Source organism: bacterium (genome assembly GCA_021372615.1).
Taxonomy (GTDB): Bacteria; Armatimonadota; Zipacnadia; order Zipacnadales; family UBA11051; genus JAJFUB01.
The window spans coordinates 1-19,190 of record JAJFUB010000067.1 but is presented as its reverse complement, the minus strand read 5'-3'; the positions used below and the strand labels follow the sequence as shown (position 1 = coordinate 19,190).

13 protein-coding genes are annotated in these 19,190 nt (G+C 67.5%); 6 read left to right on the top strand and 7 right to left on the bottom strand.

Translation table 11 applies throughout. From position 1 onward, the window contains the following. The first annotated feature begins 21 nt into the window (after nt 1-21). Together LLH23_09860 and LLH23_09855 are read left to right on the top strand one after the other, a co-directional pair. A complete protein-coding gene (locus LLH23_09860; protein MCE5238782.1) occupies nt 22-2,430 on the top strand; it encodes an LEA type 2 family protein in 2,409 nt (802 codons plus the stop codon). A 211-nt stretch (nt 2,431-2,641) separates the two neighbouring features. Next, nucleotides 2,642-3,259 (top strand): DUF1559 domain-containing protein, encoded by a 618-nt coding sequence (locus LLH23_09855; protein ID MCE5238781.1) that lies wholly within the window; start codon nt 2,642-2,644, stop codon nt 3,257-3,259. Nucleotides 3,260-3,353: 94 nt separating this feature from the next. Here the strand turns inward: LLH23_09855 and LLH23_09850 are convergent, their stop codons facing one another. Then, nucleotides 3,354-5,756 (bottom strand): hypothetical protein, encoded by a 2,403-nt coding sequence (locus LLH23_09850; protein ID MCE5238780.1) that lies wholly within the window; start codon nt 5,754-5,756, stop codon nt 3,354-3,356. A 54-nt stretch (nt 5,757-5,810) separates the two neighbouring features. After that, nucleotides 5,811-6,806, bottom strand: coding sequence for a hypothetical protein (locus tag LLH23_09845; GenBank protein MCE5238779.1), 996 nt, complete (start codon nt 6,804-6,806; stop codon nt 5,811-5,813). 281 nt (nt 6,807-7,087) lie between these two features. On the opposite strand from LLH23_09845, the gene LLH23_09840 reads away from it, so the two are divergent. Continuing rightward, on the top strand, nt 7,088-8,314 hold the full coding sequence (locus LLH23_09840; GenBank protein MCE5238778.1) for a PQQ-like beta-propeller repeat protein: 1,227 nt from the start codon (nt 7,088-7,090) through the stop codon (nt 8,312-8,314). A gap of 73 nt (nt 8,315-8,387) precedes the next feature. On the opposite strand, the gene LLH23_09835 is transcribed toward LLH23_09840, so the two are convergent. The 5 genes from LLH23_09835 to LLH23_09815 all read right to left on the bottom strand — a co-directional run bounded on the left by LLH23_09835 (nt 8,388) and on the right by LLH23_09815 (nt 14,419). Beyond that, nucleotides 8,388-8,900: a DUF2284 domain-containing protein gene (locus LLH23_09835; GenBank protein MCE5238777.1), complete on the bottom strand. Its 513-nt coding sequence runs from the start codon at nt 8,898-8,900 to the stop codon at nt 8,388-8,390. Between the two features lie 21 nt (nt 8,901-8,921). After that, entirely contained in the window at nt 8,922-10,073 is a 1,152-nt protein-coding gene (locus LLH23_09830; protein MCE5238776.1) for a hypothetical protein, read from the bottom strand. Nucleotides 10,074-10,075: 2 nt separating this feature from the next. After that, entirely contained in the window at nt 10,076-12,097 is a 2,022-nt protein-coding gene (locus LLH23_09825; GenBank protein ID MCE5238775.1) for a hypothetical protein, read from the bottom strand. A gap of 79 nt (nt 12,098-12,176) precedes the next feature. Next, nucleotides 12,177-13,244 (bottom strand): aldose 1-epimerase family protein, encoded by a 1,068-nt coding sequence (locus tag LLH23_09820; protein MCE5238774.1) that lies wholly within the window; start codon nt 13,242-13,244, stop codon nt 12,177-12,179. Between the two features lie 107 nt (nt 13,245-13,351). Then, nucleotides 13,352-14,419, bottom strand: a complete 1,068-nt coding sequence (locus tag LLH23_09815; GenBank protein MCE5238773.1) for a hypothetical protein — start codon at nt 14,417-14,419, stop codon at nt 13,352-13,354. 125 nt (nt 14,420-14,544) lie between these two features. Here LLH23_09815 and LLH23_09810 point away from each other — a divergent pair, with 125 nt between their 5' ends. The 3 genes from LLH23_09810 to LLH23_09800 all read left to right on the top strand — a co-directional run. Continuing rightward, complete coding sequence (locus LLH23_09810; protein MCE5238772.1) at nt 14,545-15,714, top strand: glycoside hydrolase; 1,170 nt, start codon at nt 14,545-14,547, stop codon at nt 15,712-15,714. Nucleotides 15,715-15,741: 27 nt separating this feature from the next. Continuing rightward, nucleotides 15,742-17,934, top strand: coding sequence for a hypothetical protein (locus LLH23_09805; protein MCE5238771.1), 2,193 nt, complete (start codon nt 15,742-15,744; stop codon nt 17,932-17,934). 23 nt (nt 17,935-17,957) lie between these two features. After that, nucleotides 17,958-19,190, top strand: a 1,233-nt coding sequence (locus LLH23_09800; protein ID MCE5238770.1) for a DegT/DnrJ/EryC1/StrS family aminotransferase, incomplete at its 3' end; no start/stop codon positions are given.

Sequence of the window (19,190 nt, the reverse complement as noted above, 5' to 3'; positions counted from 1 at the left end):
CTCACGGGAGCGATCCGCCACATGATGACACGCCGGCTTTGTCTGCTGCTGATGCTGGTCCCGCCGGGGTGTGGTCTGCTCCACGCCCAGACGCTCTCGCTTCCTGCCCAGACGGGCCAGGCGCTCTCGCTGGCGCCGGATGACTGGCGGCTGGAGCTGCAGCAGGTGCGCAGTTGGCAGTTCGGGGCCCCCGCGCAGGCGGGCCGACGGCAGGTAGTGGTCAACTTCCGCGTCCGCATTGACAACCCCTCCACCATCGGCTCGACGAACATGCTGCAGGTCGAGCTGAACGGGCAGACGGTGGGCCTCAAGACGGCGCGGCGGCAGATGCGGCTACTGAACAAGCCCAACCGCTTCGCCTGGAGCGATCCGCCCTTCCTGACCTGGTATATCCCCGGCGGGCAGTGGCGCCTGGCCTACGCCCCGGATTTTGAGGTGCTGACGCGGACGACATACTACGGCCCGGAAGCCTACCGCTTCACGCTCGACGTCAGTGACCTCATCCGGCCGGGCGGCAACGCCCTGACCTTCACCCACACCGGCAACAAGGACATCGCACGGAACGCCAGGAGCGATCTGGCGCTGGTGTTCCGCGACCTGGAGCTGCAGGTGCGGGAAGGGCCCGGGGTGCTGCCGGGGGAGCCGCCGCGGCCCCCGCGGTCGCGGCCCTTCGTGTGTGGTCAGACCCGTTCGCGCCCGTTCCAGGCAAAGGCACGCCAGAGCGAACTCATCGTGCAGGACACGGCGGGGCACCAGTACACCGTGACCTCGTACCTGGGCGAAGGCCCGCCCGGCTATGAGGGCCCGTGTCGGTGGCGGCATCGGCGGGAGGTGCGCCCCGAGCCGGACCGGGGACGGCTACTCGTCACCGACCACTTCAGCAACACCAGCGATCAGGCCATACCGTTGCGTCTGCGGCACGAACTGCGTCTGGGCCGCAGTCGTTGCGAGCGCGTCAACTTCGGCGGGCGCGAGGACCCCAGCCTCGAGGAGCTGAACCGCCCCGAGTGCCCCTATCTCTTTCTGCCCCATGACGGCGTCGGTGTGGGCCTGGTCGCCTATGATGACGTGCTGCGCATGCACGGGACGCTGTACTTCGACGATGACCGCCAGGCTGGCGGCGTCCGCGATGACTGGTTCGGCTTGCCGCCCCACGGCGAGTACACGATGACCTGGGCGGTGTACTGCACCGCCACGGACAATGTCTTCGACCTGGTCAACCTGGTCCGGCGCGACTGGGGTGTCGCGTTCCGCCTGGACGGCGGCTACAACTTCTTTGAGCCCGACGCCATCCTGGCCTATGATGACGTCAAGCTCAAGCAGCACCTGGACATGCTCAACATCAGTGTGACCATGTCGCAGGGCGGGTGGTATGACCGCAAGCTGGTGGAGGCGGGGCAGAAGAACGTAGGGCACGGGCCCATCGTGGCCGGACCGATCTACGCCGACTACCGCCAGCGCCTCAAGGCGGCCTGTGAGAAGCTGCGGCGGCTGCGGCCGGGGATCAAGTGCTTGATCTACTACGACTGCTGGCTCGTGAGCGGCGCGGACATCGCCACGCAGTACGCCGATAGCCTCTACACCCGCGCCGATGGCAAGCCCCGCAACTATCAGCCCCGGACCGAGTTCGGCTTCCCGATCGCCAACGTCGTGCCGACCCTGGCCAACACCATGGGGCGGGAGACCCTACAGAAGATCCCGGGGATGATCCTGGATGAGATCGGGGCCGATGGGCTGTACTGGGACGAGATCGCCCACAGCTTCCAGGGCAACGCCGACTACGCCCATCCCGACCCCTACACCTATCTCATTGACGCCAAGACGGGGGCGATCCTCCGCCCGGCCGGTGCGCCGGACCTGGCCGCCCAGCCCTTCAAGCTGGCGATGATGAGAGCGTTCCTCGACCGCGGCGCGGCCATCGTGGGCAACAGCCCGCCCACGAACATGACCGAGCAGCAGATCCACTTCCCGCGCTTCACCGAGACGGACATCCCGCACCACCCGGGTCTGGCCAGCAAGACCTGGCTCTACGCGCCCATCTCCTATGCCGGCTGGAGTACCTATCATCTCCCCAATGTGACCGAGGCGGACTTCCTGGCCGACATCCGGGAGAAGCTCTGGAACGCTAACCTGTACCTGTACTCGGCGCCGATGTTCTACCACCTCTTCACCCACGAGAACCTCGCGACGTACGAGTACCCCATCACGGTGATTGGCCTGGACGAGGGCGTCATTGTCGGGCAAGAGCGCATCATCACCCTCCGGCCGGGGCGGTTTGGCTGGCCCGGACGGTCCTGGACGGGGGAACTCTTGCTGTTTGACCGGGGTCAGAGAATGGTGGCGCGCAAGCCCGTCACGCCTGGGCGGGATGGCTGTGTGGCGGTGGAATTACCGCCGGATGGCGCAGCCATAGTGGTATGCAAGCGCTGAATTGGGTATAATGACCGCGACCCCGGCTGTCCTGAGGCGGGCAGTTGGGACGGGCAGTTCTTCGTCCTCTTGCCTGCAGGCTCAAGGAAGTTGAGGGGGCAGCGCAAGAAAAGAAGGAGAATGTGTCCTGACAGAGAAGGTGTTTGAGGAGCGTTGCAGAATAGGCCCGTCCGCTTTTGGAGCGGACCATCTGTCGTCGGGAGGCACGCACATGAGAAGGCACGGTTTCACGCTCATTGAGTTGCTGGTCGTCATCGCCATCATCGCCATCCTCGCAGCCATCCTGTTCCCTGTTTTCGCCAAAGCACGCGAGAAGGCGAGGCAGTCCAGTTGCAGCAGCAACATCAAGCAGATCTCCCTGGGCATCCTGTCGTATGCCCAGGACTATGACGAGAAGTTCCCGCTGGCGCTCGCGGGGTCGCTGACCGGATCGTTCTACCTGTTCAACGAGTTGATTGATCCCTACATCAAGAACGCGCAGATCTGGCAGTGCCCCAGCAAGAAGGATGCCCTCGTGCTCAGCGCCATCGGCAAGGCCAACCTCGGCTACTCCGTGGACATCGCTAGGCCGATGCCCTCCGGCGTCTACCGCATGTTCGGCATTCCGTACGCGATAGTCGGCACCTACTCCTGCTCGCTGGGCCAGATAGACCAGCCGGCGCAGACGGCCATGATGTGCGATGTTCGGGGCTCGATTGATACCACCCCGAACATCGCGATCTCCGAGGACCCGCGCCACAATGACGGCTGCAACTACGGGTATGCAGATGGTCACGTCAAGTGGGAGCGCCCCAACCCCACCACCCCGCGCATCTATGTAGACCTGTAGGAGAGTCTTCCTCCCGAGCTGCGATGCATCAGGGCCGCCGGGTTTCCGGCGGCCCTTTCCTCATCTCCCGTCGCTGCCTGCCTGACCAGGGCCCCTACCGCAACTCCCACACCAGCGCCGCGTACTGCGCCAGTTCCGACAGGCGCACCGTCGCCCCGTCGCCCGACGCCTGGCACTGCACGGTCGGCTGCCCCTCGGGGCTCATCAGGCGCGCCTGCGGAGACTTGAGCTTCAGCCCCGGCACGTTCAGCGTGAGGCTCAGGTTCCGGGCCGGAAGACTATGCTCGCGCTGCTGCTGCTCCAGCTCGGGCAGCTCCGGGTGCAGCTCGGCGGCGTAGTTGACCAGGTGCAGCGTCAGGTGGGTGTCGGTGCGGGTGAGGTTGGCGCCCACCAACTCGGCGCCCTGTCCACGAATCTCCAGGTACCGTGCGCCATCGAGCAGAGGCTTGAGCGCCGCCAGCACCGGCGCCTCATTGGCCGCGTCGGCCACGTGCATCGGGCCGACATCGAGACCGCGCTCGGCGGCGGTCTTCACCCACCAGCCCTGCTCCAGCATGTTCTCCACGGTGTAGCCGTCGCCATAGGGCGCCCACGTCCCGGCGCCGCCGTCAGCCGCGCCCATGGTCTTGCCATCGGCGGTCTGGAAGCGACTGCCCAGCAGGTTCTGCACGATCTGTCTGCGCTCCGGATCCCACACGCCGAAGCGCACGTCTTTGAACCACGCGGTGCCGCCGTGACCACGGAAGAGCAGGTGCACGTTCGCCCCCTGGAAGGGGCGCTCGGCGGTGATGAGCGTGCGGGAGAACTGCCAGTCGTGGGTGCCGGTGTCGAAGGTCGCCACCTGTCCCCACAGGTTCCCGCCACCGGTATGGGTCATGTCCACGTACAGCGCGTAGTTGCTGTCCCGGTTGCCGCTGACGTTCTCGGCCTTGCTCCAGCCCTCAATCGCCAGCGTGCGGCTCTCGGGCTGGGCGAAGGTCACGTACTGCGCCGCGCCCAGACTCTTGCGCTCGAAGGCCTTCTGCAGCCAGTAGTGGACCTGCCCGTTGCCGAGGGCCTGCTGCGCCATGCCGCCGCTGGCCCCCGCCGGGACGACGGCAAAGGCGGGACGGTCGGCCCGTGGCTGCCAGTCGGCGCCCAGCGTCGCGGCCTGGTCGCCGCTGACCAGCAGTCTGCCCCCGCCCTGAACATAGCCCGTCACGGCGGCACAGGCCTCGTCCGACAGTGCCCGCCCGTCGAGCAGCACCAGCCCGCGCAGCCCCGACAGATCGCCGGGCTGGAGGCCGACATCCGACAGCAGCCGGTAGGGCACGTGGGCCCTGGTGAGCGCCTGGCAGAAGGCGTAGAGCTGCATCCGCGACGCCCCGTTGACCAGGTACGAGCGTGGCGAGAACAGCAGCCCGATCTCGGCTACCTCGCGTGCATTGGTCAGCTCGGGCGCGAGGTCGCGCGCCGTGCGGAAGTAGGCCTGCACCAGGTCCTGATGCTCCTTGAGCAGGTTGCCCGTCCCGGGCCCGCCCAGGCCCAGCCACGACACCGCGCCCTCACTGATGATCTCCGCCAGCGTCACCCGGACGCGGTCGGCGGCCATGCGCCCGTGGTGCAGCTTGCCCTGCGCGTCGGTCAGCAGGTGGTAGGTCACCGACATCGCCACCGGCTGGCGGTCCGGGCGGCGGCTGAGCACGTGGGCCAGCTTCAGCCAGGGCACTTGCGTGCTGGCGGGCGGGAAGGGCCCCCACGTCGTGCCCTCGATGCACATCAGGTCGAAGTGGTCGCCATAGGCCCACTGGTATGTGCTGCCGTTGTCATGGTGCCAGGTGCCGTCGGTGGCGAAGTCGGGCTTGATCGCGCGGGCCGCAGTGCGCACGCCACCCAGGAAGTCCATCACGCACTGGATGCGGAACTCCCGCAGCTTCATCTGCGTGGGCAGGTCGGTGGCATGGGCGGCGTCCTGGAGGGCCATCGCGCCGAGGCCATGCCGCGGGGCCCACTCGCCGAAGCGCTTCACACAATGGGGGCAGAAGCAGCTCTCGTAGTGGGAGGCGAAGTCTATGTGGCAGCCGTCGTAGCCGTCCTGCGCCATCGTGCGGAAGCGCGCCTGTGATTGCTCGATCCACAGCGGGTTGTTGATGCAGGCGGTCCAGCCATACTGCCCGACGGTCGGGAAGAGCGGATCATTGGGGCGCGCATAGCTCCCGTCCTCATGCACCGCCGCCATCGCGTTGAGGCGCTCCTCGGGAGTGTTGCGGCTGTCCATGTAGTTCATCGTGAACCAGGTCCGGGTGCGGAGACCGTGGGCGTGGGCCAGCTCGGGCCTGACGCCGGTGACGCAGTTGACGCCATTGTCGGCCCACATCTGCAGGCCCGCGTCATCGGCTGGCAAGCCCCCGATGAACAGCTCGCGGACATTGCCCGGCTGCCAGAATGCGCCTTCGGCGGCGAAGGCCGTCGCGGCCAGCCCCAGGGATAGCGCGATCAGAAGTGAATGGTGGTTCATGGCTCTCCTTGTGTGCAGACGATGCGGGTTCGGGGCCGAACCCGCCTACGCGGATCACACCGTGAACCGCGCCAGGAAAATGTCATCCGGCGTGGGCTGGCCGGTGGGGAGCGGCAGGCGCTCGTGCTGAGAGTAGTAGCTCATCAGCACCTCGCCCGCCGGGCCGTGGGCCAGACCGCAGTACGAGCAGTCGCCGGCGCTGGGGACGGTCAGCAGGTGCGCGATGCCGTCGCCCTGCAGCTCCCACACGGAGGTGTGGTGGCTGCCGGTCGGGTCCGCGGCGCCCACGGGCAAGTCCTGCTCCTGCGAGCGGCCGGCCACGATCCACCTCTCCCCCACCTGCAGCACCACCGGCGCGTGGATCATCACCCCCAGGTCGCTCCACTCCCACTGCGTGTACGGCGCCACGCTGCGCCCCAGCCAGGAGTGGTTGTCCGGCTCGACGGCCCGCAGCACGCAGTGCAGTGTGTCAGGCGCGGGCTGGAATAGGGCCGGTTCGCCGCCGTCAATGCCGGCCCGCATGACCGTTACGAACTGCCAGTCGAGCAGGTCGGTGCTGCGCAGCAGATGTATCGTGCGCGAGGCGCGGGCGCCCCCGCGCTTGGGGAAGTGGTACGCGGGACACAGGACGCCGTCGGCGTCGCGGAAGAGGCGCCACAGCCAGTAGTTGGGGCCCCACATCTGCCGCGGGGCCGACCAACTCGTCCCGTCATGCGAGCAGCACACATGGCTGATGAGGTCGAAGGGCTCGTTGGCGAGGCTGCCGGCGGACCAGCGCGGGTACCAGGTGCCGAAGGTGACCGCCAGGCGCTCGCCCATGTCCAGCAGCTTGGGGTCGCGGTCGTCGCCCGCCGTGCTCATCCGGCCGCATGTCTCCCAGGCCTTCAGGTCAGCAGACCGCAGCACGCGAATGTCGCCCGGCGGCTCAATGCCATGGGTCTCCGAGGTGCGGAAGCACAGGTAGTAGTGGTCGCGCCACCGCAGCAGATCGGTGAAGGCATTGTGGCGGCCATCGCCGTAGACCCGTTGCACGCCCAGCAGTTGCGCCATGGTTTTCGGCCTCCCGGGACCTTCGTGGCTGGCTCAGTTGTCTCAGATTCGGCGGCGCGGGCCCCGAACCTGCCCGACGGGCCTGAAGGAAGACACCGCGGCGGGGGGAACTACTACCGCGTCCCAGGAGAGACCGCTCCTTCCGCGTAGGGGAGGCGGCCTCGCCTGCCCGCCCCGGTCGTGCGCGGGCGAGGCCGCCCGCGCTACGGGACCACAAGGCGCGCTTCTGGGACACGACATTGGTACGGCAACGTGACGCCATCACGATCGGAGGGTGTGCCATGCGCAACATCAAGCCGGCTCTCGCGATACTGATCGTCTGCTTCGCTCTGGCCACGGCCGCGACGGCCCAAGACTGGCCCCAGTGGCGCGGTCCGGGCCGCGACGGCAAAGTCGCCGCCTTCACCGCGCCGGACACGTGGCCGGCCGCGCTTGCGCAGCAGTGGCGCGTGGTGGTCGGCGCCGGGGATGCCGGCCCCGCCCTCGTCGGCGACCGGCTGTACGTCTTCTCGCGCCAGGGCGAGGAGGAAGTCACGACCTGCCTGAACGTCGCGGATGGCACCCAGGTGTGGCAGGACAAGGTGGCCGCCGCACCCGTGACCGGCCCCGCGGCCCGCCACCCCGGCCCCCGCAGCTCAGTGGCCGTGGCGGAAGGCAAAGTGGTGACACTGGGCGCCACCGGCGTGCTTTCCTGCCTCGACGCCGCTAGCGGCAAGGTCGTATGGCGCAAGGACCCCTTCCCCGGTGTCGCGCCCAAGTTCTTCACCGCCTCCTCGCCGCTGATCGTCAACGGCATGGCCGTGGCACACCTGGGCGGCGCGGGCAATGGCGCGATGATCGGCTTCGACCTGGGCACCGGCGCGGAGATGGGCCGTTGGGCCGGCGAGGGCCCCGACTACGCCTCGCCGGTGGTCATGACCGTCGCCGACACCCCGCAGGCGGTGACGCTGACCGAAAAGAGCATCGTGGGCGTGAGCCTGCTGGACGGCAGCCTGCTGTGGCAGCGCCCCTTCGCCCAGCAGGAGCGCTCGTACAACTCCGTGACGCCCGTCGTGGATGGCCAGACGGTCATCTACACCGGCGCGCGACGGGGCATGTTCGCAGTGAAGATCGAGGGGGTGGGCGGAGCGTTCACAGCCACCGAACTGTGGACCAACCCCACCCTCGGCTGCGGGTACTGCACGCCGGTGCTGCGCGACGGCTTCCTGTACGGGGTGTCGGACAAGGGCAACCTGCTGTGTGTGAACGCGCAGACGGGGCAGCCGGCCTGGGTGGATACGGCGATGACGGACAAGGGCAGCTACGCGCCCATGGTGGATGCCGGCGGGGTGCTCATGGCCTTCCCGTCCACAGGCGAGATGATCGTCTTCAAGCCCGACAGCGCGGCCTTCACCCAGGTGGCACGGCTCAAGGTGGCTGACACGCCCGTGTATGCGTACCCGGTCGTGTCAGGCAAGCGCATCATCGTGAAGGACCAGGACGCGGTGACGTGCTGGGTGGTACCGTAGGGCCAACCGTCCGAGAGGGATTACCCGTGGCGGCCCTGCAGGGCCGCCACGTTGCTTGTGGGACAGGCCGAGGTCAGTCCACCAGCACGACTCCGTAGTAGTTCTGCTCACACGTCCGGTCCGTGACGACCTCGATCGGGAACCCGTTGCCGCGGGCCGTGGCGAACACGTCAATGCCACACGCCTCCATGGCCGGCCGTGTCTCTGCTGCATGCACACACTGGTCGAGTGTACACTCCTTGCACAACGAGCACGGCCCGGCCCCGAGGGCGAAGGCCTGGTAGTGGCCGGCCAGGAACAGCTCGCGCTCCAGTGTTACCACCAGGGCCTTCACATTCTGGCCGGGCTGGCAGTGGACCAGGAGAGCGCGCCGGTAGCAGTCCACCAAAGCGCGGGTCCGCTCGGGGGTGGGGCTATGCGGGGGGCAGCACAGGTTGCTGCCATAGCACCCACAGCCGTACTGGCACTTCCAGCGCACCCAGGCGGCCGTGACGATGCTGGCCGGATCGATGACCTTCGCCTCGACAGCTCCGAGTGCCACGGCCCGGTTCACGAACTGCTTGAGGTCCTCACCGTGCGGGGCCATCTGCAGTACCACCTTCTGGCGCTACTTCACCGTCAAGGCCACTGTCGTCACCAGGCTGCCCCGGGCGTACACCGACACCTTGTACGGCCCTGGCGTCATCGTGGGCATGCCCGTCAGTCCATGGTAGGCCCAGCCCGTGCCGCTGACCGTCTTCTTGTGCTCAGCGATCTGCGCCCCGTTGCGTATCCAGACCCACCGCAACTCACTGTTGTCGGGCAGGTTGCTGTGCTTGACAAGGCATACCAATGACTTGGGCCGGTAGAAGACCGACCCGGGGTTCTGTGCCACCCCGCCCGGGGCGCTCTCGCACACCGTGACCTCCAGGCCGGGCGGCGTGGATGAGGGCGTGGTCGTCGTCGTGGTCGTGGTTGTCGTCGTGATGGAACCGCCGGGGGCGCGCACGGTGACCGTGCGCCGGGCCACGACCTGCCCGTTGAGCGAGACCGTGAGTTGGTACGCGCCGGGCACGATGGCCGTCTCCGACCGCAGGCCGTGCATGTGCCAGCCTGTGCCCCCCACCACCTTGGAGAACTTCGCCTCCTGCCGCCCGCCCAGCATCCACAGCCACTCCAGGGTGCTGTTGGCGGGCAGGCTGCTGAACCGCACGACCGCGGCAATGCTCTTGGGCGCGGTGAACTGCTCGCCGACGTTCTGCGGCTGGCCGTCCACGACACTCTCGCAGGTCGTCACCTGCACGTTCGGCGTGCCGACGGGTGTGTTGTTCGTGGTCGTGGTGGTGGTTGTCGTCGTCGTGGTGCTGCTGGTCGTGTTCGTGGGCCCGGAGTCGTCCTGGCCGATGAGTACCGGCACCTGGCCGTTCACGGCGCGATGCAGGGCGAAGCTGGTCGGCGTCGTCTCTTCAGTCCAGCGGTAGCCGGTGAGCAGGCTGTCGCGGGCGGCGAGCTTCAGATACGTCTGGAAGCGCACGATGTCGGGGCCGACGGCGCGGCTCCAGGTGGCCGTGAAGGCCTGCCCGCCGGACTGTAGCTGGCCTGTGATCTGCCCGGCCGGCGCTTGCGGGGTGTCGGCCGGGGTGAAGGTGCCGGTGATGGTCGTGCCCGAGACGGCAAGCTGCGCCCGGTACAGGGGCGACCCCCACAGGCCAGCCAACGCCTGAGCCTCGGCCCCCGCTGCCGCCAACAGCAGCGCGAGAACGATCCCGCAGTGCCTCATTGCTATTGCCCTCCTGGGACGGGGTCCTTCGTCGGGTCGTGGTTGTACAGGGTGCACCACATGCAGCCCGGGGTCGTGCCGGCCGGCTTGCCGCAGTGAGGACAGATCTGGCCCTGGCCACCCACGACGATCTCGACCAGCGCCGGCACCTCGCGCTGCAGCATGACCCGCGGCTCGGTCTTCGGGAAGCTCGCGAAGGGCGATATGGACAGCCGGACCTTGACCGGGTACTTGCCTTTGGCGGCGAAGGTGAAGCCGCGCTGCCAATCGCGGTCGCTCACCGAGGTGCCGGCCGGCGTCCAGTAGTAGCTGGTCGAGATGCCGGCACCCTTGCCGTACAGGATCTTGATGATCTGCGACATGCGCTCGAGGCGGTCTCCGAGCTTGCCATCGAGGCTGCGGGCTTCGCAGGTGACCTTCTGGCCGACCTGCGGCGACGTGGGCGAGTAGTAGATGATGAGCGGCATGTGGACAACTTCACTGCCCAGCTTCAGGTACTCGGTCGTCAGGTTGTCGCGCTCCCAGAGCCAGGCGTTGCGGATCGTGGGCCAGCACTTGGCGAAGATGGCGGCGGCCACGCCCTCGTCGTGCATGGCGTTCGCCGCGCCCAGGTTGCGGGTGGAGGCGCGCAGGCAGTGCTGGTAGACCCGAGCCTCCAGCTTGCTCTCCAGTTGGTAGTTGGCCACCATGTCGGCGAGCGTCAGCCTCATGCGCGGGTCCGGGTCCACATCGCAGCGCCCCCAGGCGGAGTAGATGCCCTCCATCAAGTCCCAGGCGCCCTGGAAGCCCGCCGCCATGTCGTAGCCGCCGAGCCGCGCCTGGGTGATGACCTCCGCCATGACCTCCGCCAGCAGCACCGGCCCGATCATCTTGAACGGGTTCATGGCCCCGCAGACATTGCTCATGGTCTGGAAGGCGTCGTCGCCGCGGCCGAAGGACTCTGACGCGGCCTTGGTGCCGATGCAGAAGACGATGAAGTTCATCGCGTTCTCGGCATTGACCGCGTTTGGCATCTTCTCCATGACCTTGGCGATGAGGTCGCCGACCTTGTTCTTGAGCGCGATGCCGTCGAACATGACCCGCAGGTAGGCCTGGCGCACAGGGCCGGCATTGGCCATGTTGCCCAGGAGGGCGGCCTCGGCGCGACTGCGGGCCACCAGCCGGCCCACGTCATCGGCCACGTCCGAGAGCTTCCAGGGCTGCTCCTTCAGCAGCTTGCGCATGTTGGACAGCTCGTTGCGGAAGTCCGTGTCCATGGGGAGGCCGCTGAGGGAGCGGGACTTGAACAGGTCGCGTTCCAGGCGTTCGAGGTACTTGGCCACCTTGTCGCCCCGGCCGGCCTTGAGCTCGCTCACGGCGTGGTCCGCCCACTGGCCGGCCGTATTGGCCGTGCCCGCGGCGGTGTAGGTGGGGGCCCCCTCGCCCATGTGCGCCACTTCCGACAGCCCTGTCACGCACTTGCCGTTGTTGTTGTAGAAGAGCCGCCCAGCGCCCTTTTCGTAGCCTTGTACGTACGTCTGCGAGCCGGTGCCGTAGAGACCCTCGCCGTACTTGGCGGTGGTCTCAGCGGTGACCGGCCCAGTGTGGGCCAAGTTCGGCACCGTCTTGAGGGACTGGAAGCGCTCCATGGCGTCGGCGGCGTTCTCGACGCCCTTCATGAGCTGGTTGGGGGCGTACAGGTTGGTGCGGTTGAGGATGTTGCCGGCCTGATCGCCGAATTCTTCCCTGATCAGGTTGATCATCTGGCCACGGGCCTTCTGCCAGTGCGCCAGTTGCTGAGCCTCAGTGCCGCCGCCGGGCCACACCAGCCGCATGTCGAAATCGGAGGTGGTCGGGTTGAAGTTCGTCCCACTGATCCACGAGCCGACGCCCATGACGGGATAGCCGGTGGCTTCGACGAACTTCCCCAGCACCTTCTGCATGCGAGCATTGAGCGGACTCTGGGCGAAGAGCGGTGGGGCGAGAGCCAGCCCGCCGAGGCAAAGGACGATAGCGAGGCCGGCGAGAGGAGACAACCTCCGCATGTAACCTACCTCTCAGTCACAGGTAATGTTCCGCGGTATCATTTCCCCACCACGACGCGCAGTTCCTGCTGGCACGCCGCTACTCGACGCGCCCGGCTCGGTCAATGCCCTTCACCTCGCCCCCCTCGTACGCCACGGCCCGCAGCCACGTGCTCCGGATCTCGCCCGGCTGCATCACCATCTGGTTCCCCCACTTGATGACTTCGGATAGCGTACCGGGGTAGCTGCTGAAGGGCTCCAGCGCCGCCACGTAGTTGCGCCCCCAGCTCGGCCCGCCCATCGTCCCCCCGAGCGACAGCCAGTACCAGATGTGCGGGAAGGTCTGCAGGTTCCACGACATGCCGAAGCCCACGCCGCGCCCGTGGTTGGTGATGCCATACCAGCCCTCGCGCAGGTCGGTCAGGAAGAGCATGTCGGACACACCGGCCTCGGGCGGGGTGATAAGGCTGGCGTCCACCGGCTGGCCGCTGACCCCGGGGCCGACGGGCCAGGGGAAGGTCGTGCCGGGCTCAAAGCGCGCGTCGTCGCCGCGGTTGGCGTCGGCGTAGACGCGCTCGGCGGCGGCGTAGACACGGCAGGTTTCATCCAGGAAGGGCGGGCCGAAGGCCGGGTGATGGCCCCACATCAGGTCCATCGGGACGCGGCCCTCGTTCGTGGCCGTCTCCTCGATCTCCAGCACGGCGGCACCGCGTCGCATCGTGAGCGTCTTTTCCAGCAGGAACGGCGTGCGGATCGTCCGCACCCACAGCTTCACGCTGATGACCTGGGGGCTGTCCTCGAGCACCGTGTGCTTCCACGGTAGGCCCCAGACCTCGCCATGCTGCCCCAGCTCGGCGCCGTTGTACTCGCACCGGCCGCCACCCTGGGGGAACAGCTCCTGCCAGCCGCCCTCGTAGTACTCGGAGAAGGCGCCGCCAGTCAGGTAGCTGCTGGGGGCGAAGGCGCCGGGCCGGCGCACGCCACAGGGACTGCGCCACATGAAGTCGGTGTCGCTGGGCTTGTGCAGAAACTCGAAGATGTCGGTGCCCTGGTCGAGCAGGATCGAGACACGCAACAGCTCGTTTTCGAGCACGAGCACGCGCAGCCCGCGATAGGTCAGCTCGTCGTTGAGCCGGCAGCCGAAGTTGCGTTCGTGGGTGTAGAACATCCGGGGGCCTCCGCCATGGGAATGGCGGAGGACTTCGTCAGAGCATGGCGACTTCCCTGCGGCGCGGGCCGGACGCCCCGGACGGCGCCAGACAGATGGCGCGCCGGCTAGTCCATGCCAAACCAGTCCGGGCGATGCCACATGTCGCTTTGGAGCAGCCTGAGCGCCCGTGTCGCGCGCCCATGCTCCTCCCTGCGCTGCTGGGGAGTACGCCTGGCTGCCCGCATCGCGCGCTCGTACTCCGCGTGGTCTTGCCAGGGAGTACGCGCCGGCATTATCGGTTGCTGAACCGGCGGCGCGGTGACTCCAGGCCCGCGGAGGTTTGGCGTAGCGTCTAACCCTCTCTCTCCATACAGGTCAACTCGGCCCATGAGATGCGTGCAGGCCGCGCAATAGTGCTCGTGCGATGGATGAAGGTCGAACAGCGACACTGTGACGGTCTCGGTGACCTCGTGCCTACAACCCCTGCAGACAAATGTCCTGGGTTCACGGCGCTGTTCGCGTCCAGACCGCGCCACCCGCGCTGCCTCCATCCGGGCCAAGAACGCTTCCCGCTCAGTTCTCTTCGCCTCCTCCGCGGCCCGTCGCTCCGCGTTCGCCTCCTTGACCGCAAGGGTGCCGCGCGGACATATCCCCTCCAGGTGTAGCTCCAGTGTCCGGAACACGAACAGCCCCACCGCGAGCCCGCCTGCAGCAGCGATGGTCCAGTGCATGCCTGTGAACCGGGCCGTCAAGGTCGTAGTGATCACGGCCGTCGCGCCGGCGGCCAGGGCCAGGTTGAACGTGTGCCAGTTGCTTCGGTATAGCCAGGACCCGCTCCTGAGACACGGAATCCCGAAATCGGCGCCGAACCGCACGCACCACGCCAGCCACGGCGTGAGGAGCCAGTTCCTGCCGGTCAGGAGCCACATGACGGGCAGAGAGGCGACACCGGCCATGATGCTCAGGAGCCCACTGTAACCCTCCGCCGCGTCGCTGCACTTCGCCGCCCGTGCCATGCGCTCCAGGTCCTCGCGCAGGGGCGTCGCTTCTGCTCTCACTTCGTCGCCCGCAGAGAGATCGTCCAGCTGGTCGAGATGGCGTTCGGCCTGCCGGTACTGCCCGGCGGCGTGAAGTCGCTGGGCCTCCTGAAGTAGGGAGGTCGCCCGCGCCGGATCTGGCTCGTTAGCTTCCATGCGGTCCCCATCTCCCAGGTTCGAGGGCGAAGTTGCGGAGGACTTCGCCATGGGAAGGCGCATTCCTGCGGGTGGGGTGCCGCGTTTGGCGGAGGTGCCGCACAACCGTGGCGGAAATGTGTCGCATGCAGACCATCAGCAGGGAAGTCTTCATCCCGGGCCGCGACGGCCGACCGGTGTTCCCCGGCTTCGTCAGCTATGTCAGCGCGACCGAGCCGCTGCTGATCCACCGCTCCGGCTGGGTGGACGCCTCGGACACCTACGACGACTTCGCCGACCGCTTCAGCACCGACAACGGTGCGACCTGGAGCGAGCCGGTGGTGAAGCTGCAGTCGCACCTCGTCCCCGAGGGGCGCGTCCGCTACGCCGAGAACGCCTGCTTCTTCGACCGCGACACCGGGAAGCTGCTGACGTTCTGCAGCCGCGGCCTGTACCCGGGCGACCATCTGGATGTGGACGGCGGCTTCCACCTGACGTGGGATGTGTACGACCCGGCCACGGGCGCGTGGCGCGGGGAGGAAGTCATTCCTCACGACCTTCCTGGCGGGCTGCAGATCAGCTTCTGCTTCCCGCTCAAGACGCGCAGCGGCAAGCTGCTCGTGCCGGCCATGACGATCCTCCGCGACGCGGAGGGGAACGCGCGCCACTACCCCGGCCACTGGGCGCCGCTGGAGACGAGCTTCACGCTCATCGGCGAGCCGGAGTCTGGGGGCGGCGTGCGGTGGATCGTTGGGCGGCCGGTGGAGGTTGACCCGGAGCAGTCATCGCGGGGCTTCTCGGAGAACGCCCTGGCGGAGCTGGCCGGCGGCCGGATCGCCATGGTCATGCGTGGGGACAACCTCGCTTACCCCGAGCGCCTGGGGCACAAGTGGCTGGCGTTCTCGGAGGATGAGGGCCTCACTTGGTCAGCCCCGGAGCCGTTGGGCTGTGCAGACGGCGAGCCGATCGAGTCGGGCTCCAACGGCTGCGCACTCGTGCGCTCGTTCACCGACGGGCAGCTCTACTTCATCGGCAACCTGGCGGCGGATGGCGAGCGGGCGAAGGGCAACTGGCCGCGCAGCCCGCTGGTCATCGTGCAGGTGCAGGAGGAGCCGTTCGCCCTGCGGCGCGAGACGATCACCGAGATAGACCGCCGCCAGCCCGGCGAGCCGCCACTGACGCAGATGTCCAACTTCCGGTTCTACCAGGACCGGCTGACAGGCGATATGGTGGTGTTCCTCTCGCGCTTTGGCGAGAAGGACCCGGACAACTTCAAGCTGGCGGACTACTACCGCTACCGGGTGGCGCTGGACTGAGGCAACGCCCGGACTGGGGGCTCGGCCATGACGACACGACGCATGGTGTTCATCGTGGTGGGGGTGCTGGTGACGTTCCTACTGGTGAGCATCACGGGGGGCATCTTCATCGTCCGCAACCTGGGGCGGCTGACGCACCCCCTCCTGGGGGTCGGCAAGACCTATGCCGGCAAGCCGATCCCGTGCGGACCGGAGGCCATGACGGGCCGGAAGATGACGGACTACCAGGTCGGCTACTACCGCAAGCAACTGGTCGTGGCCTACCAGCAGGTCGGCAAGCACGACTCCCGGTGGGATGCGACGGCCGAGAAGTACCTGCAAGGCCTGGCCCTGCGCTACGCCGGCCATCCTGACATGCCCGATGACCAGTGGGAGGGGCCTGTGGTCAAGGCCCTCGAGCGGCTGCAGTGCGATGACCCGCTGGTGCTCAGCCGGATCGCGCAGTACTACCGCCACCAGCACGACTATCGCAAGGCCGAGGCGTACGCCCGGCGCGCGCTACCCGGGCTCAAGCAGTTGCAGTATCCGGCCACCGTGCTGGCCTGGACCTACCACATCATGGCCTGCGTGAAGGGCGAGGTGGGCCACTCCCTGGAGCGGGCAGACTTCCAGTGGCGGCCGCTGGCCATCAACGCCTACGCCGACGCCGCCGACAAGAAGTACTTCGGCCCGTACGAGCAGTCGGCCCTGTGGGCGGACCTCACTGACATCATGGAGAGCGACTTCCGCCGCTCGCAGGCGGTGGTCGTCAAGGCGCTCAAGGACCGCCCCAACACCGACCCGTGGCTGCTCAACATGGCCTGGGGCCAGCACTGCAAGGACTACGCCTGGGTCAACCGGGGCACCGGCTGGGCGCAGGACGTCAAGCCGCAGCAGTGGGAGCAGTTCGGCAAGTACTCGCAACTGGCGCGCGGCTACTACGAGAAGGCCTATGCCGTGCACCCGGAGTACCCCGAGCCGGCCTCGGCGATGATCTGCATCGTCAACTCCGCCGGTGGACGGGGAACCGAGACCGAGCGCCAGTGGTTTGATCGCTGTGTCGCCGCCCAGTTGGACTACAGCGGCGCGTACTACGGGATGCTCAACTCCCTGCTGCCTCGCTGGGGCGGCAGTCACGAGGCGATGCTGGCCTTCGGCCAGGAGTGCCTGGCCACCGGGCGCTTCGACACCGACGTGCCGTTCATGTATTCCGAGGCCGTGGACTACATCGCCAACCGCGACCGCGACGATACGGTGTGGCGGCAGCCGGAGGTCTTTGACGGTCTCCGGCAGTGCTTCGAGGGCTACATCGCGGTGAGCGAGAAGAGCCCCTACCCGGTGGACCGGGACAAGGTCAAGGACTTCCGCACGCGCCTGGCGGTGAAGGCCTACCAGACGGGAAACATGGACGTGGCGCGCCAGCAGCTCGACGCCCTGCACGGCCAACTGGATCGTGCGGCCATGGATCGCAACTGGGGCGAGCGGCTGGAGTTGGTCGCGGGCGAGATCTACGCTGTGACCGGATCCAACAAGGAGAAGGTGACCCAGGCCGAGAATCTGTTCCAGACTCAGAAGACGGCCGAGGCGCTCGGGGCGTTCCAGCAGCTCCTCAAGCAGGAGCAGGAGCCTCATGCGCGCTTCTACCTGCGCGACCGCCTGCAGACGCTGCAGTGGGAGAAGCAGCTCCAGGCCAACCAGTGGGTCGCTCTGAACCCGACACCGGACCTGGTTGGCTGGTCGCCGTGGCAGGGGGAGATCAGGCCGCTGCCGACGGGCAACGGCTTCGTGATGCGCCCGGGCGAGACGTACGCCCTGATGATCTGCAGCATCCGCCCCGGCCGCTGGTATGAGATGCAGTGCGACGTTGAGTTCCCGCCCCGGGAAGTGCAGGGCATCGAGGCCGGCTTCCTGGTGGATGTGGCCACGGCCACCAGCGATCCGTACTATGACACCTTCCGCATCATCCGGTCACCCACCACGGGATACTGCGGCTCGGGGTGGGGCGAGGACCAGGAGCACGCTCTGACGGCGGTGCCGCAGGAGCTCAGGATGCGGATTGTGCAGTGCGACGACCGCGTCACCTTCTACATGAACGAGCAGACGGTCTTCCAGGACCGCCGGCTGACGCATGACGATTTCCGTCTTGAGGGGCCGCACACAGTGGGGATCGGCGGCGAGACCTATCCTGATCCCCGCCAGCCGGTCATCTATCGCAACATCCGCATCCACAAGATGAAGTAGTACAAGGACTGAGGAGGCGCTCGATGGGCAAGTTGGCGATCACCGGGGGCGAGGCTGTTCACACGACGGGGTGGCCCAGCTGGCCGCCGAAGGACCCCGGCTATCTTGAGAAGCTCAAGGCCGTGCTGGATAGTGGCGTCTGGGGCGTGGGCGGACCGATGAATGCCGCCCTCAGTGAGGAGTTCAAGCGCCTCAGCGACGCGGAGTACGTCGTCCCCAACACCAGTGGCACCATCGCCCTGGAGCTGGCCCTGCGCGCCCTCGAGGTCGGCGCCGGCGATGAAGTCATCGTCCCGCCCTACACCTTCATCGCCACCGCCTCCGCGGTCATCGCGGTGAATGCCATCCCGATCTTTGCCGACATCAAGCCCGATACGCTGTGCCTCGATGCCGACGCGGTCGCCGCGGCCGTGACACCGCAGACCACGGCCGTCATCGGCGTCCACATCGGCGGGATGCCCGCCGACCTGCAGGCCCTGCAGGCGGTTTGCGACCGGCACGGCCTGGCGCTGATCGAGGACTGCGCCCAGGCGCACGGGGCCGAGTACCGCGGCCGAAAGGTCGGCGCCATCGGCAACGCCGGCGCCTTCTCCTTCCAGTCCTCCAAGAACATCACCGCCGGCGAGGGTGGCATCACCACCACCAACGACCGGGCGCTGTATGGCAAGGCCTGGTCGTACATGAACGTGGGCCGCGTGCCCGATGGCGGCTGGTACGACCATCGCGTGATGGGCATGAACCTGCGCCTCACCGAGTTCCAGGCTGCGCTGATCCTGCGCGGGATGGAGACCTGGCCGGAGCAAGCCGCCCTGCGCGACGCCAACGCCGCCCACCTGCGCGCGCGACTGGACGAGATTGAGGGTCTCGACGCCCAGGCCTTCAGCCCCGGCGGCGAGCGCTGTGCCTACCACCTGTTCATCTTCCGCTACGACCGGAACGGCTTTGGCGGCGTGTCGCGCGACAAGTTCGTCGAGGCCCTGGCGGCCGAGGGCATTCCCGTCGGGCGCGGGTACAACCCGCTGTACCGCGAGGGCATGTTCACCCAAGGCTGGGACCCGACCCGTTGCCCCTTCTCCTGTCCGAACTACAAGGGCAGCGTGGATTACACCCAGGTGGACTGCCCCGTCACCGAGCACATCTGCACCGACGGCTCGTTCTGGATGGGGCAGAGCACGCTGCTGGGCACGACGCGCGACATGGACGACGTGGCCGACGCGGTCCTCAAGGTTCGCGGTAACATTGGTGAGCTTACGGAC